The sequence below is a fragment of the Serratia ureilytica genome (assembly GCF_013375155.1).
Lineage (GTDB): Bacteria > Pseudomonadota > Gammaproteobacteria > Enterobacterales > Enterobacteriaceae > Serratia > Serratia ureilytica.
Map to the genome: position 1 here is coordinate 169,595 of NZ_JABXOF010000012.1, position 22,184 is coordinate 191,778.

General features: G+C 61.0%; 20 protein-coding genes. 13 read left to right on the forward strand and 7 right to left on the reverse strand.

Going from position 1 to position 22,184, the window contains the following annotated elements; genetic code table 11:
- Positions 1 to 60: 60 nt before the first annotated feature.
- The 7 genes from aroK (at position 61) to trpS (ending at position 6,286) form a co-directional block, all read left to right on the forward strand.
- Entirely contained in the window at positions 61 to 582 is a 522-nt protein-coding gene (aroK, locus tag HWW83_RS21425; protein ID WP_004391482.1) for a shikimate kinase AroK, read from the forward strand.
- A 106-nt stretch (positions 583 to 688) separates the two neighbouring features.
- Complete coding sequence (aroB, locus tag HWW83_RS21430; protein ID WP_033651737.1) at positions 689 to 1,789, forward strand: 3-dehydroquinate synthase; 1,101 nt, start codon at positions 689 to 691, stop codon at positions 1,787 to 1,789.
- 156 nt (positions 1,790 to 1,945) lie between these two features.
- On the forward strand, positions 1,946 to 2,959 hold the full coding sequence (locus HWW83_RS21435) for an SPOR domain-containing protein (protein ID WP_033645274.1): 1,014 nt from the start codon (positions 1,946 to 1,948) through the stop codon (positions 2,957 to 2,959).
- Positions 2,960 to 3,043: 84 nt separating this feature from the next.
- Positions 3,044 to 3,856 (forward strand): adenine-specific DNA-methyltransferase, encoded by an 813-nt coding sequence (dam, locus tag HWW83_RS21440; protein ID WP_033651736.1) that lies wholly within the window; start codon positions 3,044 to 3,046, stop codon positions 3,854 to 3,856.
- 51 nt (positions 3,857 to 3,907) lie between these two features.
- The gene (gene rpe, locus HWW83_RS21445; protein WP_019456160.1) at positions 3,908 to 4,585 is read left to right on the forward strand and encodes a ribulose-phosphate 3-epimerase; all 678 of its coding nucleotides are present in this window, start codon (positions 3,908 to 3,910) and stop codon (positions 4,583 to 4,585) included.
- A complete protein-coding gene (locus HWW83_RS21450) occupies positions 4,578 to 5,276 on the forward strand; it encodes a phosphoglycolate phosphatase (protein ID WP_038878137.1) in 699 nt (232 codons plus the stop codon). Before rpe ends, HWW83_RS21450 begins: the two co-directional genes overlap by 8 nt.
- Positions 5,277 to 5,278: 2 nt before the next feature.
- Positions 5,279 to 6,286, forward strand: a complete 1,008-nt coding sequence (gene trpS / locus HWW83_RS21455; RefSeq protein ID WP_025304534.1) for a tryptophan--tRNA ligase — start codon at positions 5,279 to 5,281, stop codon at positions 6,284 to 6,286.
- Between the two features lie 51 nt (positions 6,287 to 6,337).
- Here trpS and cysG read toward each other — a convergent pair whose 3' ends face one another.
- The 3 genes from cysG to nirB are packed head-to-tail and all read right to left on the reverse strand — an operon-like array spanning position 6,338 to position 10,664.
- Positions 6,338 to 7,741, reverse strand: coding sequence for a siroheme synthase CysG (gene cysG / locus HWW83_RS21460; RefSeq protein ID WP_176589540.1), 1,404 nt, complete (start codon positions 7,739 to 7,741; stop codon positions 6,338 to 6,340).
- Positions 7,742 to 7,791: 50 nt separating this feature from the next.
- Positions 7,792 to 8,118, reverse strand: a complete 327-nt coding sequence (nirD, locus tag HWW83_RS21465; RefSeq protein ID WP_038878129.1) for a nitrite reductase small subunit NirD — start codon at positions 8,116 to 8,118, stop codon at positions 7,792 to 7,794.
- Entirely contained in the window at positions 8,115 to 10,664 is a 2,550-nt protein-coding gene (gene nirB, locus HWW83_RS21470) for a nitrite reductase large subunit NirB (protein ID WP_129993643.1), read from the reverse strand. The genes nirD and nirB overlap by 4 nt, the downstream gene beginning before the upstream one ends.
- A gap of 290 nt (positions 10,665 to 10,954) precedes the next feature.
- Between nirB and HWW83_RS21475 the strand changes: the two genes are divergently transcribed.
- The gene (locus HWW83_RS21475; RefSeq protein WP_169539927.1) at positions 10,955 to 12,235 is read left to right on the forward strand and encodes a cytosine deaminase; all 1,281 of its coding nucleotides are present in this window, start codon (positions 10,955 to 10,957) and stop codon (positions 12,233 to 12,235) included.
- Positions 12,236 to 12,288: 53 nt separating this feature from the next.
- Here the strand turns inward: HWW83_RS21475 and tsgA are convergent, their stop codons facing one another.
- The 4 genes from tsgA to HWW83_RS21495 all read right to left on the reverse strand — a co-directional run bounded on the left by tsgA (position 12,289) and on the right by HWW83_RS21495 (position 16,360).
- Entirely contained in the window at positions 12,289 to 13,473 is a 1,185-nt protein-coding gene (gene tsgA, locus HWW83_RS21480; RefSeq protein WP_025304528.1) for an MFS transporter TsgA, read from the reverse strand.
- A gap of 191 nt (positions 13,474 to 13,664) precedes the next feature.
- Positions 13,665 to 14,645, reverse strand: coding sequence for a LacI family DNA-binding transcriptional regulator (locus HWW83_RS21485; RefSeq protein WP_033645266.1), 981 nt, complete (start codon positions 14,643 to 14,645; stop codon positions 13,665 to 13,667).
- 72 nt (positions 14,646 to 14,717) lie between these two features.
- Positions 14,718 to 16,025 carry a 6-phospho-beta-glucosidase gene (locus HWW83_RS21490; protein WP_046687917.1) on the reverse strand — a complete coding sequence of 436 codons (1,308 nt, stop codon included), beginning with the start codon at positions 16,023 to 16,025 and terminating at the stop codon, positions 14,718 to 14,720.
- Positions 16,022 to 16,360: a PTS lactose/cellobiose transporter subunit IIA gene (locus tag HWW83_RS21495; RefSeq protein ID WP_025304525.1), complete on the reverse strand. Its 339-nt coding sequence runs from the start codon at positions 16,358 to 16,360 to the stop codon at positions 16,022 to 16,024. Before HWW83_RS21495 ends, HWW83_RS21490 begins: the two co-directional genes overlap by 4 nt.
- A 354-nt stretch (positions 16,361 to 16,714) precedes the next feature.
- Here HWW83_RS21495 and ppiA point away from each other — a divergent pair, with 354 nt between their 5' ends.
- From ppiA to HWW83_RS21520, 5 genes are all read left to right on the forward strand, one after another.
- Complete coding sequence (gene ppiA, locus HWW83_RS21500; protein WP_060660178.1) at positions 16,715 to 17,284, forward strand: peptidylprolyl isomerase A; 570 nt, start codon at positions 16,715 to 16,717, stop codon at positions 17,282 to 17,284.
- 156 nt (positions 17,285 to 17,440) lie between these two features.
- Positions 17,441 to 19,126, forward strand: a complete 1,686-nt coding sequence (locus HWW83_RS21505) for a sensor histidine kinase (RefSeq protein WP_044029984.1) — start codon at positions 17,441 to 17,443, stop codon at positions 19,124 to 19,126.
- Entirely contained in the window at positions 19,126 to 19,851 is a 726-nt protein-coding gene (gene btsR / locus HWW83_RS21510) for a two-component system response regulator BtsR (protein ID WP_046688553.1), read from the forward strand. Before HWW83_RS21505 ends, btsR begins: the two co-directional genes overlap by 1 nt.
- A gap of 151 nt (positions 19,852 to 20,002) precedes the next feature.
- Positions 20,003 to 21,526, forward strand: a complete 1,524-nt coding sequence (locus tag HWW83_RS21515) for a helicase HerA-like domain-containing protein (RefSeq protein ID WP_129993644.1) — start codon at positions 20,003 to 20,005, stop codon at positions 21,524 to 21,526.
- 72 nt (positions 21,527 to 21,598) lie between these two features.
- The gene (locus tag HWW83_RS21520; RefSeq protein ID WP_033645386.1) at positions 21,599 to 22,174 is read left to right on the forward strand and encodes an aminodeoxychorismate synthase component II; all 576 of its coding nucleotides are present in this window, start codon (positions 21,599 to 21,601) and stop codon (positions 22,172 to 22,174) included.
- The last annotated feature ends 10 nt before the right edge of the window (positions 22,175 to 22,184 follow it).

Below are 22,184 nucleotides of genomic sequence, written 5' to 3' on the forward strand. Positions count from 1 at the left end.
GCTGATTTGATTGGCGGGGCGGGTTAACATTAACGAATTGTCTTAGTAATACCGAAAAACATGGCAGAGAAACGCAATATCTTTCTGGTTGGGCCTATGGGTGCCGGCAAAAGCACTATTGGCCGTCAGTTAGCTCAGCAACTCAATATGGAGTTCTTCGACTCCGATCAAGAAATTGAGCGACGTACCGGAGCTGACGTGGGCTGGGTATTCGACGTGGAAGGGGAAGAAGGTTTCCGCGATCGTGAAGAAAAAGTCATTAATGAACTGACGGAAAAACAAGGGATTGTGTTGGCGACCGGCGGCGGTTCGGTGAAGTCGCGCGAAACGCGCAACCGTCTGTCCGCGCGCGGCGTGGTGGTTTATCTCGAAACCACGATCGAAAAGCAGTTGGCTCGTACCCAGCGTGATAAAAAACGCCCGCTGCTGCAGGTTGATTCTCCGCCGCGTGAAGTGCTGGAAGCTTTGGCGAAAGAGCGCAATCCGTTGTATGAAGAGATTGCCGATGTCACCATTCGCACCGACGATCAGAGCGCTAAAGTGGTTGCCAACCAGATCATCAACATGCTGGAAAGCAACTGATTGCTGATTTTCGCGTTCGCCGTCGGCCAATGCGGAAAACTGATTTGTGTTCCCCGCCGTTGCGGGGATCAACCACCGCCGTACCATACAGAGAACTAAGCGCGACATGGAGAGAATTACTGTAACGCTTGGGGAGCGCAGCTACCCGATTACCATCGCCGCCGGATTGTTTGACGATCCGGCTTCTTTTATGCCGTTAAAGGCGGGTGAACAAGCGATGTTGGTCACCAACCAGACCCTGGCGCCGCTCTATCTGGAGCGTGTCCGGCAGGTGCTGGAGCAGAGCGGCGTCGTGGTGGATCAGGTGATTCTTCCCGATGGTGAGCAGTACAAATCTCTGGCGGTGTTGGAGCAGGTGTTTTCGGCGCTGCTCGAAAAACCGCACGGGCGCGATACCACGCTGATCGCGCTCGGTGGCGGCGTTGTCGGCGATCTGACCGGCTTTGCCGCCGCGTGCTACCAACGCGGCGTGCGCTTCATTCAGGTTCCCACCACGCTGCTGTCGCAGGTGGACTCCTCCGTGGGCGGTAAGACCGCCGTCAACCACCCGCTCGGCAAAAACATGATCGGCGCTTTCTATCAACCCGCTTCGGTGGTGGTTGATCTGGATTGCCTGAAAACGCTGCCGACGCGTGAACTCTCTTCCGGCCTGGCCGAAGTCATCAAATACGGGATCATTCTCGATCGCGAGTTTTTCGTCTGGTTGGAAAATAACATCGATGCGCTGATGGCGTTGGATATGCAGGCGTTGGCCTACTGTATTCGCCGCTGCTGCGAGCTGAAGGCCGAGGTGGTGGCCGCAGACGAACGCGAAAGCGGTCTGCGCGCCCTGCTGAATCTGGGCCATACTTACGGCCATGCTATCGAAGCCGAGATGGGCTACGGCGTGTGGCTGCACGGTGAGGCGGTGGCTGCGGGCATGGTGATGGCGGCGGAAACCGCGCACCGTCTCGGCCAGTTCTCCGTTGAAGACATCGAGCGCATCAAAGCGCTGCTGCTGCGCGCCGGCTTGCCGGTCTGCGGGCCGCAGGAAATGACGCCGGAATCCTACTTGCCGCACATGTTGCGCGACAAGAAAGTGCTGGCGGGGGAACTGCGTTTGGTGTTGCCGACCGCGATCGGTGCGGCGGAAGTGCGCGGCGGCGTAGGGCATGAGCTGGTGCTGGCGTCGATCGCCGCCTGCTTGCCTGAGCGGAAGCGTAATTAAATCGGACTAAGTAACAGTGGCTTAGCCGCCATTAGCATCTATATTAATACAGTGAGCAGAGCACGACGGGTGTCGCTTTGCCATCATCGGGTTAATCCGCCCGTGCCACGGTAGGTCTACGGTGGTGGGCTTTTGCCTCTAGTTGGAGGGTTTCAGATGGACGAGTTTAAACCGGAAGACGATCTCAGACCTGATAGCAGCGATCGTCGTCCTACGCGTTCGCGCAAGCCGGCCGCCGCGCCGCGCTTCGCCGTTTCGCGCCAGCATTTGATGATTGGCATCGGCATTTTGGTGCTGCTGCTGCTGATTATCGGCATCGGTTCAGCCCTGAAGGCGCCGACCAAACATGAAGCGGCTCAGGAGAGCGGCGCGCAAAACGGCGCGGCCCGCGATATCAACCTGTCCGGTTCTTCGTCGCTGACCACCGCCAATAACGGCGTGCCGGGCGGCACGACGGATACCCACGATAATAACGGCGTGAGCGCGACTCAGCCGCAGCAACCGCAGAACGTCAGCGTTCCGCCGATCTCCGGCACGCCGACCGAAGCGCAAACGCAGCCTCAGCAAGGCGGTGCGCAGCAGCGCGTCGATTTGCCGGGCAACATGGCGGATGCGCTGTCGCAGCAGCAGGGGCAGGTTGACGCCGCTACGCAGGGCATGACCGGCGCAGCGTCGACGTTGCCGACCGCACCGGCAACGGTGATGAGCGGCGCCGCAGCGCGCGAAGCGACGCGTCCTGTGCAGGGCACTGCCCCGCAACAGCATAAAACGCCGGCGAAAACCGCCGCCGCCAAACCGACCGCAACGCAGCATAAATCACCGACTACGGTGTATACGCCGCCGGCCAAGCCGTCTTCCACCGCGAAAGCGGGAGCGGTCGCCAGCAGCGGCAGTTCTGTGCAGTCTGCGCCGGGCAGCCACTATACCTTGCAACTGAGCAGCGCTTCGCGTTCCGATACGCTGAACGCCTACGCCAAACAGCAGAAGCTGCAGAATTACCTGGTGTACGCCACCAAGCGTGACGGCAAGCCGTGGTATGTGCTGGTGAGCGGCAACTATGCGTCTTCTGCTGAAGCGAAGCGCGCCATTGCTTCGTTGCCGGCCGATGTGCAGGCGAAAAAACCATGGGTTCGACCTGTACACCAAGTGCAGCAAGATCTTAAAAAATAAATCATTTAAATTTGTGCGCTGATGTGCTGTCTGAAACAGAGTACAATCCGCCGCTCTGAATTGTATAAGTAGCTAATTGACGGCATGAAGAAAAACCGCGCTTTTTTAAAATGGGCTGGTGGAAAATACCCGCTGGTAGATGAGATTCGTCGCCATCTGCCGGCGGGAGACTGCTTAATCGAGCCCTTCGTGGGTGCGGGATCCGTCTTTCTGAATACGGATTACGACGCCTACATTCTCGCCGACATCAATAGCGATCTTATCAACCTGTATAACATCGTTAAGCTGCGCACGGATGACTTCGTGCGCGATGCCCGCACGCTTTTCGCCGATGAATTCAATAACTCGGATCAGTTTTACCTGCTGCGAGAAGAGTTCAATACTAGCACCGAGCCTTACCGCCGGGCGCTGCTGTTCCTGTACCTGAACCGTCACTGCTATAACGGCCTGTGCCGCTATAACCTGCGCGGCGAGTTCAATGTGCCGTTTGGCCGGTACAAGAAACCGTACTTCCCGGAAGAAGAGCTCTACTGGTTTGCTGAAAAATCGCGCAATGCCACTTTTGTCTGCGAGCATTACCGCGATACCATGGCGAAGGCCGCAGCCGGCGCCGTGGTGTATTGCGATCCGCCTTATGCGCCGCTGTCGGCGACGGCGAATTTCACCGCTTACCACACCAACAGCTTCAGCATCGCCGATCAGCAGAGCCTGGCGCATCTGGCGCATCAGCTCTCGGTAGAGAGCCGGGTGCCGGTATTGATTTCCAATCACGATACCGAGCTGACGCGCGACTGGTACCAGCATGCTGCGCTGTATGTGGTGAAAGCGCGCCGCACGATCAGCCGCAATATTCTCGGCCGCAGCAAAGTGAACGAGCTTTTGGCGCTGTATCGCTAAGCCGGGGGCACCCCGGCGCATAACAACTCGACCCTACGTTTGGAGAAGCGGATGAAAAAGTTTTTGATTGCCCCGTCCATTCTGTCGGCAGATTTTGCCCGGTTAGGTGAAGATACCGCTAACGTGCTGGCCGCAGGCGGCGACGTGGTGCACTTCGACGTCATGGACAACCACTACGTGCCCAATCTGACCATCGGTCCGATGGTGTGCGAAGCGCTGCGCAACTACGGCATTACCGCGCCGATTGACGTGCATCTGATGGTCAAGCCGGTGGACCGCATCGTGCCTGACTTCGCCAAGGCCGGCGCGTCTTATATCTCTTTCCACCCTGAAGCCTCCGAACATGTCGATCGCACCATTCAGCTGATCAAAGAGCACGGCTGTAAGGCCGGCCTGGTGTTCAACCCGGCGACCCCGCTGAGCTATCTTGATTACGTGATGGATAAAATCGACGTGATCCTGCTGATGTCGGTCAACCCGGGCTTCGGCGGCCAGTCGTTCATCCACGGCACGCTCGACAAGCTGCGCCAAGTGCGCAAGCTGATCGACGACAGCGGTCGCGACATCCGCCTGGAAGTCGACGGCGGGGTGAAGGTGGATAACATCGCCGAAATCGCCGCCGCGGGCGCCGATATGTTCGTCGCCGGTTCCGCCATCTTTGGCCAGCCGGACTACCGCAAGGTGATCGACGAGATGCGCAGCGAGCTGGCGAAGGTTTCCCATGGCTGATTTCGGCGCGATCCGCGCATTGGCCTTCGATCTGGACGGCACGCTGGTCGACAGCGCGCCGGGCCTGGCGGCCGCCATCGATATGGCGCTGGAAGAAGCGGGCCTGCCGCAAGCGGGTGAGGAGCGGGTTGGCACCTGGATCGGCAACGGCGCCGACGTGCTGGTGCAGCGCGCGCTGCGCTGGGCGGAAGCGGAAGGCACGCCGGAACAGTGCGGCCGGCTGCGTGAACGCTTCGACCATTTCTATGCGCAGACCGTCGACAGCGGTAGCCGCCTGTTCCCGCAGGTGCAAGAGACGCTGGCCCGACTGGCCGCGCACGGCTACCCGATGGCGCTGGTGACCAACAAGCCGACGCCGTTCGTGGCGCCGCTGCTGGCATCGTTGGGGATTGGCGACTATTTCTCGCTGGTGATCGGCGGCGACGACGTGACGGAAAAGAAACCGCACCCGGCGCCGTTGTATCTGGTGCTCGGCAAGCTTGGGCTGCGCGCGCATGAACTGCTGTTCGTCGGCGATTCACGCAACGATATTCAAGCCGCGCAGGGCGCCGGTTGCCCAAGCGTCGGCTTTACCTACGGTTATAACTACGGCGAATCGATAGCCCTGAGCCACCCCGATCGGGTGTTGGAGCGCTTTGCCGATTTGTTGCCCGCTCTTGGGCTGTCATCTTTAGAGAATCAGGAAATTTAAACATGAGTAAGCCCATCGTATTTAGCGGCGCGCAGCCGTCCGGCGAACTGACCATCGGCAACTACATGGGTGCGCTGCGTCAGTGGGTGCAGATGCAGGACGACTACGACTGCATCTACTGCATCGTCGATCTGCATGCCATCACCGTGCGCCAGGACGCCGAGAAACTGCGCAAAGCCACGCTGGATACGCTGGCGCTGTACCTGGCCTGCGGTATCGATCCGGAAAAAAGCACCATCTTCGTGCAGTCGCACGTGCCTGAGCACACGCAGCTGAGCTGGGTGCTGAACTGCTACACCTATTTCGGCGAACTGAGCCGCATGACGCAGTTCAAAGACAAATCCGCGCGCTACGCGGAGAACATCAACGCCGGGCTGTTCAGCTATCCGGTGCTGATGGCGGCGGATATCCTGCTGTATCAAACCAACCAGGTGCCGGTGGGCGAAGACCAGAAGCAGCACCTGGAACTGAGCCGCGACGTGGGCCAGCGTTTCAACGCGCTGTACGGCGACGTGTTCAAAGTGCCGGAGCCGTTTATTCCTAAATCCGGCGCGCGCGTGATGTCGCTGCAGGAACCGACCAAGAAGATGTCCAAGTCGGACGATAACCGCAACAACGTGATCGGCCTGCTGGAAGATCCGAAAGCGGTGACCAAGAAGATTAAGCGCGCAATGACCGACTCGGAAGAGCCGCCTGTCGTGCGTTACGACGTGGTCAACAAGGCGGGCGTCTCTAACCTGCTGGATATTCTCGCCGGCGTGACCGGCAAGAGCATCGCGCAGCTGGAAGCCGAGTTCGAAGGCCAGATGTACGGCCACCTGAAAGGCGCGGTGGCGGAAGCCGTCTCCGGCATGCTGGGTGAGCTGCAGGAGCGCTATCACCGCTTCCGTAACGACGAAGCCTATCTGCAGCAGGTGATGCGCGACGGCGCCGCCAAGGCCCGCGCACGCGCGCAGGAAACCCTGGCGAAGGTCTATCAGGCCGTTGGTTTCGTACCGCCGCAGGCGTAACGCCGGCGAAAATAAAAAAAGCGGCCACGGGCCGCTTTTTTTATGTCGGTATCACGCCATTTGCGCCAGGCTGACGGGTGATGCCTCGCTGGCGAACCAGTTGAGTTTGCTGCGCAGGCTGACCACGCTGCCGACGATGATCAGGCTGGGGCTGGCGGCCTGCAGTGACAGGGCGCCCAGTTGGCCGAGCTCGCCTTCGATCACCCGCTGGCGGCAGGAAGTGCCGTTTTCTACCAGCGCCACCGGCGTGGTGGCCGCCAATCCATTCACGATCAGCTGGCGCTGGATCTCCGCCGCCTGCGACAGCCCCATATAAAACACCAGCGTCTGTTGCCCGGCGGCCAGCGTCGCCCAGTCCAATCCGCCGTCGGCCTTGGCGTGGCCGGTCACCAGGCGCACGCTCTGCGCATGGTCGCGGTGGGTGAGCGGGATACCGCTGTAGGCGGAACAGCCGGAGGCGGCGGTGATGCCCGGCACCACCGAGAACGGCACGTTGGCGTCCGCCAGCGTCTCCAGCTCTTCGCCGCCGCGGCCGAAGATAAAGGGATCGCCGCCTTTCAGACGCACCACGCGTTTGCCTTGCTGCGCCTGCTGCAGCAGGATTTGGTTGATTTGCTCTTGCGGCACGCAGTGGTGGCCGGCGCGTTTCCCGACGAAGATGCGTTCGGCGTCGCGACGCACCAGCGTCATGATCGCTTCGGAGACCAGCCGGTCGTAAACCACCACGTCGGCCTGCTGGATCTGCTGCAGCCCTTTCAGCGTCAGCAGGCCGGCATCGCCCGGCCCGGCGCCCACCAGCACCACTTCACCGCGATCTTCCGGCCGTTCGCTGAACAGCTGCTCGAGCTGGCGTTCGGCCAGCGTGGCGTCGTCGTTGGCCAGCGACTGCGCCAGCCGATCGTGGGCGAATAACCGTTCCCAGAAGCGACGGCGCGCGCCGAGGCTGCTGAAGCGTTGTTTTACCCGCTGCCGCAGCGAGCCGCCCAGCTGGGCCAGCTTGCCGAGGTGCTGCGGCAGCATCGCTTCCAGCTTCTCGCGCAGCAGCCGCGCCAGCACCGGCGCTTTGCCGCCGGAGGACACCGCCACCATGATCGGCGAACGATCGATGATTGACGGCATGATAAAGCTGGCGCGTTTCGGATCGTCCACCACGTTGCAGAACACCCGCTGCTGGTTGGCGCACTGATACACCAGTGCGTTGACCTCCAGCCGGTCGGTGGCGGCGATCACCAGCCATTTTTCCGTCAGCAGGGCCGGGCTGAATTCGCCCTCGGCCAGCGTCAACAGGCCTTCTGCCGCCCACAGGCGGAACTGCGAGGTGAAGTCTACGGCGTTGACGGTCAGCGCTGCGCCGGCGTCCAGCAGCAGGCGGGCCTTGCGTTCGGCGATCTCGCCGCCGCCGACCAGCAGGCAGGCTTTGTGTTGCAGTTGGCAGAAAATCGGCAGGTAGTCCATCGGCACTCCTCAGGGTTATCGGCGTGGGGGCGGGATGCGCCCCCGAAAGGTTATGCCGCGACTTGCACGATGCCGTCGACCACCCGGCTGGTGAAGCTGGCGACGGAGCGGCTGTCATCTTCCAGACAGTGGCCGTCGTACAGGCGGAAATGCTGTTTCTTCAGCGGGCTGGCGACCCACAGTTCGCCCTGATGCTCGGCGATCAGCCCGCGTGACAGCACGCTGGCCTGGGCGAAGGGGTCGATATTGCTGATGGCGAACACCTGTTCGTCGGCATAGGGGCGGAACACCGCCACCTGCCGATCGCCGATCAGGGCGCACACGCCGGTGCCGGGCAGAATGTCGGCGACGGGACAAACGGTAATCCACTGGCTCATGCGTGGCTCTCCTCGGTATCGATCAGGGTGACGGGAATGCGCTCGTCAGGGCGCGCCGGGCGGTGCTGGTCGCGTTCAGCCACCACCTGCACGTTCGGATCGCGCAGCGGGCTGTTGATGAAGTGAGCGAAGCGCAGCTGCGTTTCCGGATGCTCGACGGTCTCTTTCCACTCGCAGACCACCGCGTCGCGCAGGCGGGCGATCTCCGCTTCCAACTGCTCGTTGATGCCGAGCTTGTCGTCGACGATCACCTTGCGCAGGTAATCGATGCCGCCTTCCAGGCTCTCCAGCCATACCGAGGTACGCTGCAGCTTATCGGCGGTGCGGATATAGAACATCATGAAGCGGTCGAGGTAGCGCACCAGGGTCTCGCGATCGAGATCGGCGGCCAGCAGGTCGGCGTGGCGCGGTTTCATGCCGCCGTTGCCGCAGACGTACAGGTTCCAGCCGTTTTCGGTGGCGATGATGCCGACGTCCTTGCCCTGCGCCTCGGCGCATTCACGGGTACAGCCCGAGACGCCGAACTTCATTTTGTGCGGGGTGCGGATGCCTTTGTAGCGATGTTCCAGCGTGACGCCGAAGCCGACGCTGTCGCCGACGCCGTAGCGGCACCAGGTGCTGCCGACGCAGGTTTTCGCCATGCGCAGCGCCTTGGCATACGCGTGGCCGGTTTCAAAGCCGGCGGCGAGCAGCTTGCTCCAGATGGCCGGCAGATCGTCTTTCTGCGCGCCGAACATGCCGATGCGCTGCGAGCCGGTCATTTTGGTGTAGAGGTTGTATTCCTTGGCGATCTGGCCGATGGCCAGCAGGCCGTCCGGGGTGATTTCGCCGCCGGCGGAGCGCGGGATCACCGAGTAGGTGCCGTCTTTCTGGATATTGCCGAGGAAGTTGTCGTTGGTATCCTGCAGCGGCGTATGCTGCGGCTTGAGGATGTACTCGTTCCAGCAAGAAGCCAGCAACGAGCCGACGGTCGGTTTACAGACTTCGCAGCCGTAGCCTTTGCCGTATTTGGCCAGCAATGCCTCGAACGACTTGATGCCTTCGACGCGGATCAGGTGGAACAGCTCCTGGCGTGAATAGGCGAAGTGTTCGCACAGGTGGTGGTTGACCTCGATGCCTTGCTTGCTCAGCTCGGCGTTCAGTACCTGGGTGAGCAGCGGGATGCAGCCGCCGCAGCCGGTGCCGGCCTTGGTTTCGGCCTTCAGCGCCGCCACGGTGTGGCAGCCTTTATTGACCGCCTGGATGATGTCGCCTTTGCTGACGTCGAAGCAGGAGCAGATCTGCGCGCTTTCCGGCAGCGAATCTACGCCGATGGCCGGTTTGCTGCCCGCATGGGCCGGCAGGATCAGGCCGTCCGGGTTTTCCGGCAGCTCGATGCCGTTCAGCGCCAGCTGCAACAGGTTGCCGTAGTCGCTGGTGTCGCCCACCAGCACCGCGCCGAGCAGGGTTTTATTGTCGGCGCTGACCACGATGCGTTTGTAGACTTCTTTGCTCTCATCCAGATAAACGTAGCTGCGGGCGCCCTCGGTGCGGCCGTGGGCATCGCCGATGCCGCCGACGTCTACGCCCAGCAGTTTCAGTTTGGCGCTCATATCGGCACCCTGGAAGCCGTTTTCGCGGCCCAGCAGGTGATCGGCGGCCACCTGCGCCATTTTGTAACCCGGCGCCACCAGGCCGAAGGTGCGATCGCGCCAGGCGGCGCACTCACCGATGGCGTACACGTCCGGATCCGATGTCTGGCAGCAGTCGTTGATGGCGATGCCGCCGCGGCGGCCGATCTCCAGTCCGCATTGACGCGCCAGCTTGTCCTGGGCGCGGATGCCGGTGGAGAAAACGATGAAATCCACTTCCAGCAGGCTGCCGTCGGCGAAATGCAGGGTTTTGCGCGCCGTGCCGCCGCCGTTGACGATCTCCTGGGTGTTTTTCCCGGTGTGTACTTTGACGCCCATGCGCTCGATCTTGCGGCGCAGCTGGTCACCGCCCATCGGGTCGAGCTGTTCGGCCATCAGCACCGGAGCGAATTCGATCACGTGCGTTTCCACCCCCAGGCTTTTCAGCGCGCCGGCGGCTTCCAGCCCCAACAGCCCGCCGCCGACCACCGCGCCGCGTTTGCTGCGGCGCGCGCAGGCTTCAATGGCGTTCAGGTCTTCGATGGTGCGGTAAACGAAGCAGTCCTGGCTATCCGAGCCTTTAATCGGCGGGATCCACGGATAGGAGCCGGTGGCCATGATCAGCTTGTCGTAATAGACGGTGCGTCCGGTATTGGAGTGGATGACTTTCTCGTCGCGATTGATGGTGATGGCGCGTTCGCCGATCAGCACCTTCACGCCGTGCTTTTCGTAAAAGCCTTCGCGCACCAGCGACAGCTCTTCGGCGGTATGGTGCGAGAAATAGGAAGAGAGATGCACGCGATCGTAAGCGATGCGCGGCTCTTCGCAAAACACGGTGATGTCGAATAGGTCTTTGTCTGCTTTATCCAACAGATCTTCGATGAACCGGTGGCCGACCATGCCATTGCCGATCACGGCAAGTTTGACTCTGCTCATTATTGCCTCAAAATTCGGGTTTCCTAGGCTTACCTTATCCCTCCCGAGGGGCAATTTATTGATGCAAATCAATCGCGCCTTTATATACCCACAACGTGGTATATGAATGATTTTCCAAGTTTTTTGATAAGTTGCGGATTTTATTCACCTTTAGCTGAAGCGAGTCAGGTCGCGCACCAACTACCCCGCAGGGAGTAGACGCGCAGGCCGGCATGCAACGGCGACTTTGTCAGCGCGATCCGCTGCCAGTATGATGAAGAAAACCAGCGCAACGGCAGAGGTGAAGGGTGGTGAAACGTCCATTGAAGTTTATCGACAACCTGCGTTTAAGCGGGCATGAAGGATTGTGGCAACTGGCGATAGAACAGGGGCGCATTGCGCATCTGGTGCCGCAGCCGGAAGGGCAGGAGTGGCGCAGCGACGTGCTGGATGCGCAGGGTGGGCTGGCGCTGCCGGCATTCGTCGAACCCCATATTCATCTGGATACCACGCAAACCGCCGGCCAGCCGGCCTGGAACCAGTCCGGCACGCTGTTTGAGGGGATCGAGCGCTGGGCAGAACGCAAAGCCTTGTTGACCCATGAAGACGTCAAGCAACGCGCCTGGCAAACGCTCAAGTGGCAGATCGCCAACGGCGTGCAGTATGTGCGCACCCACGTCGACGTTTCCGATCCCACGCTGACCGCGCTGCGCGCCATGCTGGAAGTTAAGCAGGAGGTGGCGCCCTGGGTAACGCTGCAGATCGTCGCCTTCCCGCAGGAGGGGATCCTTTCCTATCCCAACGGCGAAGCATTGCTGGAAGAAGCGCTGCGGCTGGGAGCCGACGTGGTGGGCGCCATTCCGCATTTCGAGTTCACCCGCGAGTACGGCGTGGAGTCGCTGCACAAGGCATTCGCGCTGGCGCAAAAATACGATCGGCTGGTGGACGTGCACTGCGATGAAATTGACGATGAGCAATCGCGTTTCGTCGAGACCGTGGCGGCGCTGGCGCTGAAGCTGGAGATGGGGGAGAAAGTCACCGCCAGCCACACCACGGCGATGCACTCTTACAACGGCGCTTACGCCTCGCGGCTGTTCCGCCTGCTGAAAATGTCCGGCATCAACTTCGTCGCCAACCCGCTGGTGAACATTCACCTGCAGGGGCGTTTCGACAGCTACCCAAAACGGCGCGGCGTGACGCGGGTGAAGGAGATGCTGGAGGCGGAGATCAACGTCTGCTTCGGCCACGACGATGTGTTCGATCCCTGGTATCCGCTCGGCACCGCCAACATGCTGCAGGTGCTGCATATGGGGCTGCACGTGTGCCAGCTGATGGGCTATGGCCAAATCGACGACGGGCTGAAGCTGATCACCAGCCACAGCGCGCGCACGCTTAACCTGAGCGACTACGGCCTGGCGGCCGGCAACAGCGCCAACCTGGTGATCCTGCCGGCGGAAAGCGGTTTCGACGCGGTGCGCCGCCAGACGCCGGTGCGTTATTCGATTCGCCAGGGCGCGGTGATCGCCGAAACGCGGCCGGCGGAAACCACGCTGCATCTGCAGCAGGATGAGACGGTGGATTTTCGGCGCTAAGGCGCAAAAAAGGGCGCCTTGCGGGCGCCCTTGATGTATTTGATGCGTAGAAATCAGTGCGTTACGTGACCGTGGCTGCGGTGCTTGGTCACGAAGCCCAGCAGCAGACACATCACGAACACCGCCAGATACAGGCCGTTGGCGGTGGTCAGCGCCGCGTGCGCCCCGCCTTTCGCCACGATCGGGCCGGTGACCACGAAGGTCAGCATGGTGCCGATGGTGCCGCAGGTCAGGATAAAGTTGACCAGCTTCGGCGAGGAGACCTTGGTCTGCAGCGAGCCGAGGGTGATCAGCGTGGTGTAGATGGCGCTGGAAACGAAGCCCAGGGCCATGATGTAGTAGCCCAGGTGCTCCGGATTGTCGGTGCTGACGAACAGGTACATCGCGCCGGTGGCCAGCGCGGCCAGCACGGTAACGATGCGCTGCAGATCGAAGAAGCGCAGGATGAAGCTGAACACCCACATGCCGACCATGTATGAGGTCCAGAAGTCGCTCACCAGCTTACCGGCCTGGCCGATGTCCATGTTGAACGACTTGGTGGCGTACTCAGGCACCCACTGAATGAAGCCCAGCTGGCCAAGGATGTAGCACAGCGCGGCGATCGACAGGAACAGCACGCCGATGCCCCATTTTTCTTTCTCGACCGGTTGACCGGCGTCGGCGCCTTTCTTGCCCAGCACCGGGAAGTCGGAGCACAGGGTCAGCACGAAGATCCCCACGTACAGCAGGCCGATGCAGGCATAAACCCAGTACCAGCCGATATGGCGAGCCAGCAGCATCGCGGCGACGATTGGGAAAATCATCCCGGCCATGCTGAAGAAGGAATCGGTGAACAACAGGCGTGAACCGCGCTGGCGGCCGGCATACATGTGGGTGATCAGGAAGGTGCCGATCGACATGGTGATACCGCTAACCACGCCAAGGATAAACATGCACAGCGAGAACATGGTCAGGCTCTTGCCGAGCATCAGCCCTGCCACCGCCAGCACCATCAGGACAAAGCCGAAGATCAGCTGACGCTTCAGCGGGATGATTTCCATCAGCCAGGCATTGAGGAAGATCGAAATCAAAATGCCGGCGTTGAGGAAAGTAAAGGTGTTACTCATGCTGGAAACCGGCAGATTAAAGTACTCTGCAATGTTTCCCATCACCATCCCTGTGACGATCACTAAAGCACCGGTCAGCGCGTACGAAAAGAAGCTGATCCAGGTAAGCCGTATGCGGTTACTGTCATTCATTATATAGGCCTGAATATGTCTGTTAGAGGTTTTAAAACTGGCATAAGGCCGCTGGCTTTTCCTGGCAAACGCAGAAAAAAGTCCCGTTCAGGCCACCAGGGGGCGGATCCTAGCACAGACAACGGGATTTTTTGTGATGGCTGTCGATTTTTTGATGCAACCCATGAAGGGATGATACGCATTATTGTGATCTATTTGCGTACCGTCACAATGGAATCACGGTTGATGATCGTCGGCTCAAAACGGTGCGTCGGGGTGGCGGGATCGATCAACCTGCGCGCCGCGTATTGCGCCATCTCGCTGATGGGAAAGTGTACGCTGCTCAACGCCGGGCGGACGAAGGGCGCGCGTTCGCCGCTGTCGTAGCAGATCAAGGAGATATCCTGCGGCACCCGCAGGCGGTGCTCGTTGATCGCCAGCAGGGCGCCGATCGCCATCTCTTCGTTGCAGCAGTAGATGGCGCTGGGCGGCGCGGCCTGCCGCAACAGGCGATCGGCGCAGCGGTAACCGCTTTCCAGATCGTAAACGCCCTCCAGACAGGCCACCGGCTCGATATTCGCCGCCTGCATCGCCTCTTCAAACCCTTGCAGCCGCAGGCGGCTCGACGGCCGCTCGCGCGGCCCGCTGATGCAGGCGATGCGCCGGTGGCCGGCGTCGAGCAGTTGCTGGGTCGCCATGCGGCTGGCGAGCGGATGATCGAAGGTGACGCAGCGGTCTTCCAGCCCCGGCACCAGACGATCGAGCAACACGAAATGACGTTGCTCCGCCGCCAGCTGGCGCAGCCGATCGTCGCTGAGAAAACGCACGTGCAGGATCACGCCGTCGCAGCGCAGGCTGAACAGCCGCTGCACCGCCTGCCATTCGTTTTCGGCGCTGTTGCGGCCCTGGGTCACCAGCAGCTGCTTGCCGTGGGATTCGGCCTCGGTTTGCACGAAGTCCATCAGCGCGCCGAAGAAGCCGCCGCGATACGACGTGGTGACCAACCCGAGGGTATTGCTATGGCTGGAGGCGAGCGCGCGGGCCGCCGGGTTGGGGGTGTAACCGAGCTGGGCGACGGCGCGCTCAACCTTCTCGCGGGTCGGCGCTTTGACGTTGCTGTCGCCGTTCACTACCCGCGATACGGTGGCGCGCGATACGCCCGCCAGCGCCGCGACATCTTCCAGTGTCACCATCGTCCAACTCCTGATTACGGCTAAAAAAATGGGTTCGGCGCGCCGAACCCCTGTCATACCGCGCGCAGGTGCTTACCTGAACTGCGGCAAATACGGCGCGTTTATCGTCAACACCTCGTCCAGCAACGGCTGCGCCAGATTGGCGTTGCCCACCAGCGGGTTGGCGATCAGCGCTAGCAAGCCGCTGCGGCGATCGCCGTGCACCGCGGCCTCGATGGTCAGGCGTTCGTAGGCTTTCACCTGCTGCGTCAGCGCCTGCATCGGTTCCGACAGCGGGCCGAAGGTCAGCGGATGCGCGCCCTGAGCATCGACGATACAGTTGATTTCTATCACAGCATCGTCCGGCAGGCCATGGATTGCGCCGCGGTTTGCGGTGTTGACCACTAATTGCGTGCCGAGATTATTATGGATAGCACGGATCAGCTCCAGCGCAACTTCGGAATAGAAAGAACCGCCGCGGAAGCTGAGCTGCTCCGGCTTACTGTTCAACAGCGGATCGGCATACAGCTCGAACAGCTCTTTTTCTACCTGCATCACCTGCTCGGCGCGGGTGCCGCGCTCGCCGGCGGCGGCCATCTCTTCCGCCAGCATCTCGCGGGTCTGGTAAAAATAGCGGTGGTACGGGCAGGGGATGGCGCCGAGCGCGCGCAGGAAGTCCGGCTGCCAGGGCTCTTCCTTGATGTTGTTCATGGTCAGCGCCGCGCCGTCACACAGCATGTCGATCACGTTGCCGGTGACGTCGCGCCCCTGCTGCGTGACCTGATGCACCCAGACCATGTGGTTCAAACCGGCAAACCGCAGCTGCACGTCGGCGTAAGGCGCCTGCAGCATGTTGGCGATCATGTGATGCATGCTGATCGGTACGTTGCACAGGCCGATGATCTTCGCTTTGGTAAAGCGGGACACCGCCTCGGTGACGATGCCGGCCGGGTTGGTGAAGTTGATGATCCAGGCGTCCGGCGCCAGCTTTTCCACCCGACGGGCGATATCCAGCATTACCGGAATGGTGCGCAGCGCTTTGGCGAAGCCGCCGACGCCGGTGGTCTCCTGGCCGAGCAGCTGATATTTGAGGCCCAGCCGTTCGTCGGCGGCGCGCGCCGGCAGTTGCCCGACGCGGAACTGGGTCAGCACGAAAGCGGCGCCGCGAATCGCTTCGTCCAGCGCGAAGTGCACGCTGACCTTCACCTGTTCCAGCCCGTGGCGCGCCAGCATGCGGCGGGTCAGGGCGGCGATGGTTTCCACTTTTTGGCGGCCTGGCTCGACGTCTACCAGCGCCAGTTCGGTGACCGGCAGCTCATCGATGCGTTGGATCAGCCCATCGACCAGTTCGGGAGTGTAGCTGCTGCCACCGCCAATCACCGCGATTTTGAGCGTGCTCATGAGCGGCCCTCCGTTTGCGACTGACGGCGATAGAGCTCGATCATGTCGTCGGCCAGATCCTGGATCACCATGGCGTTCATCAGATGATCCTGCGCATGTACCGTGATCAGGTTGATCGCCAGCTTGCCGCAGCCTTCGTCCAGGCCGATCAGCTCGGTCTGGATCAGGTGCGCCTTCTTCACCCACTCTTTGGATTCGACCATGTGTTTGGCCGCGGCGGCGAAGTCACCGGCGCGCGCTTGCCGCAACGCCATCAACGCATTACTGCGCGCGCTGCCGGAGAACACCAGCAGTTCCATGATGGTGCTTTCAAACTCGGGGCTGACTTCAGTCATCAATTCACTCACGTCATTTCTCCAGGGGGTTGCGCGGCGACGCCGCCGTGGGATACCTCAGTATCCGTTCTTTTTATAATGAGAGCGCTCTCATTTATATAGGGTAACGGCAACGGGTGTGCAAACTGGGAGGCAGATCGCAAAAACCGACCCAGGGCGGCGCTGGGCAAAAAATGCGTGACGCGGTTGGCAAAAAAGCCTTCTGCGCCCATACTTTCCGCAGCAAAATTCAGGGCCACCTAGGATATGTCCCGTAATTGGGTAAATATAGGTAAATGGCTGGCACTTGCCGATACAGCTCTTTAGAATCAAAGCGCTTTTCCGTTGTTTGTCTCTCAGAGAAAGGACCCGTTAATGTTCAAACGTACTTTAGTGACCTTCGTCGCGCTGTGTTCCCTGACAGCGATGGCGCCAGCGGCGCTCGCCGCCGGTGAAACTCATGTCATGCTGACCACCTCGGCAGGGAATATCGAGTTGGCGCTCGACAGCCAGAAGGCACCGGTTTCCAGCCAGAACTTCGTCGACTACGTGAACAGCGGGTACTACAACAACACCATCTTCCACCGCGTGATCCCGGGCTTTATGATCCAGGGCGGCGGTTTCACCGCTGACATGCAGCAAAAATCCACCAAGGCGCCGATCAAGAACGAAGCCGACAACGGCTTGCGCAACCTGCGCGGCACCATCTCGATGGCGCGCACCGCCGACAAGGACAGCGCCACCAGCCAGTTCTTCCTGAACGTGGCGGATAACGCCTTCCTGGATCACGGCCAGCGTGACTTCGGCTACGCGGTGTTCGGCAAAGTGGTGAAAGGCATGGACGTGGTGGACAAAATTGCCCAGGTGCCGACCGGCAACGTCGGCCCTTACCAGAATGTGCCGACCAAACCGGTGGTGATTCTGTCGGCCAAGGTACTGCCGTAAGTTTTTTGGCCGATCCCGGCGGGATCGGCCGCTCCTTCCTCCCGAAGCCTTGCCTTCATCACTGTTTTCTCCCGCGCCCCATGCTCTAATCGGCAGACAATAATCAGACCGGAAATCCGGCGTTCGCCCTTTGTTGTCTCTGGATGAGTTGCTGCCATGTATGAATTTAACCAGGTGCTGTTGCTGCTGCAGCAGATGTGCGTCTATCTCGTTATCGCCTATCTGCTGAGCAAAACCCCGCTGTTCATCCCGCTGATGCAGGTGACCATCCGCCTGCCGCACAAGCTGCTGTGCTACGTGATCTTCTCGGTGTTCTGCATCATGGGCACCTATTTCGGGCTGCACATTCAGGATTCGATCGCCAACACTCGTGCGATAGGCGCGGTCCTGGGCGGCTTGCTGGGCGGGCCGTCGGTAGGCTTTCTGGTCGGGCTGACTGGCGGCCTGCACCGGTATACGCTCGGCGGCATGACCGACGTGGCCTGCGCGATCTCCACGGTGTCGGAAGGCCTGGTCGGCGGTATCGTACACAGCATCGCCATGCGCCGCGGGCGCATCGAGCTGCTGTTCAATCCGCTGTTCGTCGGCGGCGTGGCGCTGGTGGCGGAAGTGTTGCAGATGGCGATCATTCTGGCGGTGGCGCGCCCTTACAACGAGGCGTTGCAGCTGGTGGAACACATCGCGCTGCCGATGATGATCGCCAATACCGTCGGCGCGGCGATGTTTATGCAAATCCTGCTGGATCGGCGCGCGATGTTCGAGAAATACACCAGCGCTTTCTCTTCCAAGGCGCTGAAAATCGCCGAGCGCACCGAGGGTATCCTGCGGCAGGGCTTCGATCAGGAAAACAGCATGAAGGTCGCCCGGGTGATTTATCAGGAACTGGGTATCGGCGCGGTGGCGATCACCGATCGCGACAAGCTGTTGGCGTTTATCGGCATCGGCGACGATCACCACCTGCCGGGGACGCCGATCGCCTCGGTGCATTCGCATCGCGCCATCGACAACAACGAGGTGGTGTACGCCGACGGCAACCAGCTCTCTTACTGCTGCTCGATCAATCCGGCCTGCAAGCTGGGATCGACGCTGGTGATCCCGCTGCGCGGCGAAAACCAGCGGGTCATCGGCACCATCAAGCTGTACGAACCGAAAAGCCAGCTGTTCAGCACCATCAACCGCACGCTGGGCGAAGGCATCGCCAGCCTGCTGTCGGCGCAGATCATGGCCGGACAGTACGAGCGCCACAAGCAGTTGTTGGCGCAGTCGGAGATCAAGCTGTTGCATGCGCAGGTCAACCCGCATTTCCTGTTCAATGCGTTGAATACGCTGGTGGCGGTGATCCGCCGTGATGGCGAGCGCGCCTGCGAGTTGGTGCAGTCCCTTTCGACCTTCTTTCGCAAAAACCTCAAGCGCTCGGATGATGAAGTCAGCCTGGCGGACGAGATAGAACATGTGAACGCCTACCTGCAGATCGAGAAAGCGCGTTTCGCCGATAGGCTGGAGATTGCGGTATCGCTGCCCGAGGCGCTGCTGGCGGCGCGGCTGCCGGCGTTTTCGCTGCAGCCGATCGTCGAGAACGCCATCAAGCACGGTACCTCGCATCTGTTGGGCGTAGGCCGCATCGAAATCGGCGCCTGCTGCGAAGGCGAGCATCTGCTGCTGCAGGTGACGGACAACGCCGGGCTGTTCCAACCGAAACCGAACTGCAGCGGGCTGGGTATGAATCTGGTGGATAAACGCATTCGCGTGCGCTACGGCGAAGGCTATGGCGTGCAGGTGGATTGCCGGCCGGACGCCTATACCCGCATTACGCTCAATGTTCCCATGGAGAGGGCCGCCTGATGTTAAACGCACTGATTGTTGACGATGAGCCTTCCGCGCGCGACAACCTGCGCCATCTGCTGGAGGCCGAAGCGGGGATCGCGATCATCGGCGAATGCGCCAACGCCATCGAAGCCATCAGCCAGATCCACCGGCTGCAGCCGGACGTGGTGTTTCTCGATATTCAAATGCCGCGCATCAGCGGGTTGGAAATGGTCGGCATGCTGGATCCCAATCGGATGCCGCACATCGTGTTTCTGACCGCCTACGACGAATACGCGGTGCAGGCGTTCGAGGAGCACGCCTTCGACTATCTGCTGAAGCCGGCGGAGCCGAAGCGGCTGAGCAAGACGCTGCAACGCCTGCGGCAGCGCAGTGCGCCGCAGGACGTGACGGCGCTGGATGAGAGCGCCGGTTATCTGAAATACATTCCCTGCACCGGCCACAGCCGCATCTATCTGCTGCGGTTCGACGAGGTGTTGGCGATTCGTTCCAAACTGAGCGGGGTATTCGTGGTGCGCAGCGACGGCATGGAGTGTTTCACCGAATTGACGCTGCGCACGCTGGAAAGCCGTACGCCGCTGGTGCGCTGCCATCGGCAGTATTTGGTCAACCTGGAGCAGGTGCGCGAGATCCGCTTCGAAGAAGGCGGCGCGGCGGAGATGATCATGTCCGCCGGCGATCCGGTGCCGGTCAGCCGGCGCTATTTGAAAGCGCTGAAGGAGCAACTGGGGCTGCGGGGGTGACGCAGGTCTTAGGGGGATTCTGAAAAGACAGGCATCATGGGCGTCCCGACGGCGCCCTTTTTGTTTGTCCTTGACGGGGTTACGCGGCACTTATAGCTTTATTGCATCAACAGGCGCGTTTCGCGCCGCGTCAGCGTCAAAGGAACAGAAAATGAGTGAACCACGGATTATCGCCAAGGCGATGAAAGACGGAAAACCGGAACAGGATCTGGTGATTTTGCCGGCGTTGGCCAACCGCCACGGGTTGATTACCGGGGCAACCGGCACCGGCAAGACGGTGACGCTGCAAAAAATGGCCGAACAGTTCTCGCGCATCGGCGTGCCGGTGTTCCTGTCGGACGTGAAGGGCGATCTTTCCGGCATCGGCGCCGAGGGCGTGCCTTCCGAGAAGCTGCAGGCGCGCCTGGCAGCGATTGGCGTCACCGACTGGCAGCCGCAGGCCTGCACCATTATCCCGTGGGATATTTACGGCGAAAAGGGCCACCCGATCCGCGCCACCATTTCCGATCTCGGGCCGCTGCTGCTGGGGCGCCTGTTGGATCTGAACGAGGTGCAAAGTGGCGTGCTGCAACTGGTGTTCAAAATCGCCGATGACAACGCGCTGCTGCTGTTGGACATGAAAGACCTGCGCGCCATGGTGCAGTTCGTCGGCGATAACGCCAAACAATTCCAGACTCAGTACGGCAACATCTCTGCCGCGTCGATCGGCGCCATCCAGCGCGGGTTGCTGACGCTGGAAGAGCAGGGCGCCAACCAGTTCTTCGGCGAGCCGATGCTGGACATCAACGATCTGATGAAAACCGACACCAACGGTCATGGCGTGATCAACCTGCTGGCGGCGGACAAGCTGATCAATCAGCCGAAGCTGTATTCAGTGTTCCTGCTGTGGCTGCTGGCCGAGCTGTTTGAACATCTGCCGGAAGTGGGCGACCCTGAACAGCCGAAGCTGGTGTTCTTCTTCGATGAAGCGCACCTGCTGTTCAACGACGCGCCGGCGGCGCTGTTGACCAAGATCGAACAGGTGGTGCGCCTGATCCGCTCCAAAGGCGTCGGCATTTACTTCGTCACCCAGAACCCGCTGGATATCCCGGACAGCGTGCTGGGCCAGTTGGGCAACCGCGTACAGCATGCGCTGCGCGCCTTTACGCCGCGCGATCAGAAGGCGGTGAAAACGGCGGCGCAAACCCTGCGTGCCAATCCGGCCTTCGATGCCGAAACGGCGATCACCGAGCTGGGCGTGGGTGAAGCGCTGGTGTCATTCCTCGACGAAAAGGGCCGGCCGAACGTGGTGGAGCGGGCGATGGTCATCGCGCCGGAATCCAAGATGGGCATGCTCGGCGCGGAAGGGCTGAACAGCGCGATCAACAAGTCGCCGCTGTATGGCCGCTATGAAGACATGATTGACCGCGAGTCCGCCTACGAGAAGCTGTCGTCGGGCGGCTTCGCCACCGTCGGCACTGCGCAGCAGGGGCAGCAACCGCAGGCGCAAGCGCAGCAACAGACGGGCGGCGGCCTGATGGACGGATTGAACGAGCTGCTGTTCGGTTCCACCGGCCCGCGCGGCGGCAAACGCGACGGCATCGTCCAGACCGCCGCCAAGAGCATGGCGCGCGATCTCGGCCGGCAGATCCTGCGCGGCGTACTGGGCTCGATCACCGGCGGCCGTAAAAAGTAAGCGGAAATTATCGTCGGCAGCGGCGGGTTAAATCAGTAAACTATGGCGGCGTTTTTCTCTGCCGGACCTAACATGCTGCTGCTGATCGATAACTACGACTCCTTTACCTATAACCTTTACCAGTACTTCTGCGAGTTGGGCGCCGAGGTGGTGGTGAAGCGCAATGATGAGCTGCAGCTGGCCGATATCGAGCGGCTGGCGCCGCAGCATCTGGTGATTTCCCCCGGCCCTTGTACCCCGAACGAAGCGGGCATCTCGCTGGCCGCCATTCGTCATTTCGCCGGCAAGCTGCCGATCCTCGGCGTGTGCCTGGGGCACCAGGCGCTGGGGCAGGCGTTCGGCGCCGAGGTGGTGCGCGCCCGCGCGGTGATGCACGGCAAAACCTCGGCGATTCGCCATCTGGGCGTCGGCGTGTTTCGCGGCCTGAGCGATCCGCTGACCGTGACGCGTTACCATTCGTTGGTGCTGAAAGCCGATACGCTGCCGGATTGCTTTGAAGTGACCGCCTGGAGCGAACGCGACGGCGTGCGCGACGAGATCATGGGTATCCGCCACCGCACGCTGGCGCTGGAAGGGGTGCAGTTCCACCCGGAAAGCGTGCTCAGCGAGCAGGGCCATCAGCTGTTGGACAATTTTCTCAGGCGTTAATCCCTTCGCA

Excerpts from the sequence above, each read along its gene's own strand:
- HWW83_RS21515 (WP_129993644.1), top strand. The coding sequence starts at position 20,003 with ATGAGTGAACCACGGATTATCGCCAAGGCGATGAAAGACGGAAAACCG.
- rpe (WP_019456160.1), top strand. The coding sequence starts at position 3,908 with ATGAAAAAGTTTTTGATTGCCCCGTCCATTCTGTCGGCAGATTTTGCC.
- aroB (WP_033651737.1), top strand. The coding sequence starts at position 689 with ATGGAGAGAATTACTGTAACGCTTGGGGAGCGCAGCTACCCGATTACC.
- nirB (WP_129993643.1), bottom strand. The coding sequence starts at position 10,664 with ATGAGCAGAGTCAAACTTGCCGTGATCGGCAATGGCATGGTCGGCCAC.
- ppiA (WP_060660178.1), top strand. The coding sequence starts at position 16,715 with ATGTTCAAACGTACTTTAGTGACCTTCGTCGCGCTGTGTTCCCTGACA.
- HWW83_RS21495 (WP_025304525.1), bottom strand. The coding sequence starts at position 16,360 with ATGACTGAAGTCAGCCCCGAGTTTGAAAGCACCATCATGGAACTGCTG.
- HWW83_RS21450 (WP_038878137.1), top strand. The coding sequence starts at position 4,578 with ATGGCTGATTTCGGCGCGATCCGCGCATTGGCCTTCGATCTGGACGGC.
- dam (WP_033651736.1), top strand. The coding sequence starts at position 3,044 with ATGAAGAAAAACCGCGCTTTTTTAAAATGGGCTGGTGGAAAATACCCG.
- aroK (WP_004391482.1), top strand. The coding sequence starts at position 61 with ATGGCAGAGAAACGCAATATCTTTCTGGTTGGGCCTATGGGTGCCGGC.
- tsgA (WP_025304528.1), bottom strand. The coding sequence starts at position 13,473 with ATGAATGACAGTAACCGCATACGGCTTACCTGGATCAGCTTCTTTTCG.
- HWW83_RS21435 (WP_033645274.1), top strand. The coding sequence starts at position 1,946 with ATGGACGAGTTTAAACCGGAAGACGATCTCAGACCTGATAGCAGCGAT.
- cysG (WP_176589540.1), bottom strand. The coding sequence starts at position 7,741 with ATGGACTACCTGCCGATTTTCTGCCAACTGCAACACAAAGCCTGCCTG.
- HWW83_RS21485 (WP_033645266.1), bottom strand. The coding sequence starts at position 14,645 with ATGGTGACACTGGAAGATGTCGCGGCGCTGGCGGGCGTATCGCGCGCC.
- HWW83_RS21505 (WP_044029984.1), top strand. The coding sequence starts at position 17,441 with ATGTATGAATTTAACCAGGTGCTGTTGCTGCTGCAGCAGATGTGCGTC.
- trpS (WP_025304534.1), top strand. The coding sequence starts at position 5,279 with ATGAGTAAGCCCATCGTATTTAGCGGCGCGCAGCCGTCCGGCGAACTG.
- HWW83_RS21520 (WP_033645386.1), top strand. The coding sequence starts at position 21,599 with ATGCTGCTGCTGATCGATAACTACGACTCCTTTACCTATAACCTTTAC.
- HWW83_RS21490 (WP_046687917.1), bottom strand. The coding sequence starts at position 16,025 with ATGAGCACGCTCAAAATCGCGGTGATTGGCGGTGGCAGCAGCTACACT.
- nirD (WP_038878129.1), bottom strand. The coding sequence starts at position 8,118 with ATGAGCCAGTGGATTACCGTTTGTCCCGTCGCCGACATTCTGCCCGGC.
- btsR (WP_046688553.1), top strand. The coding sequence starts at position 19,126 with ATGTTAAACGCACTGATTGTTGACGATGAGCCTTCCGCGCGCGACAAC.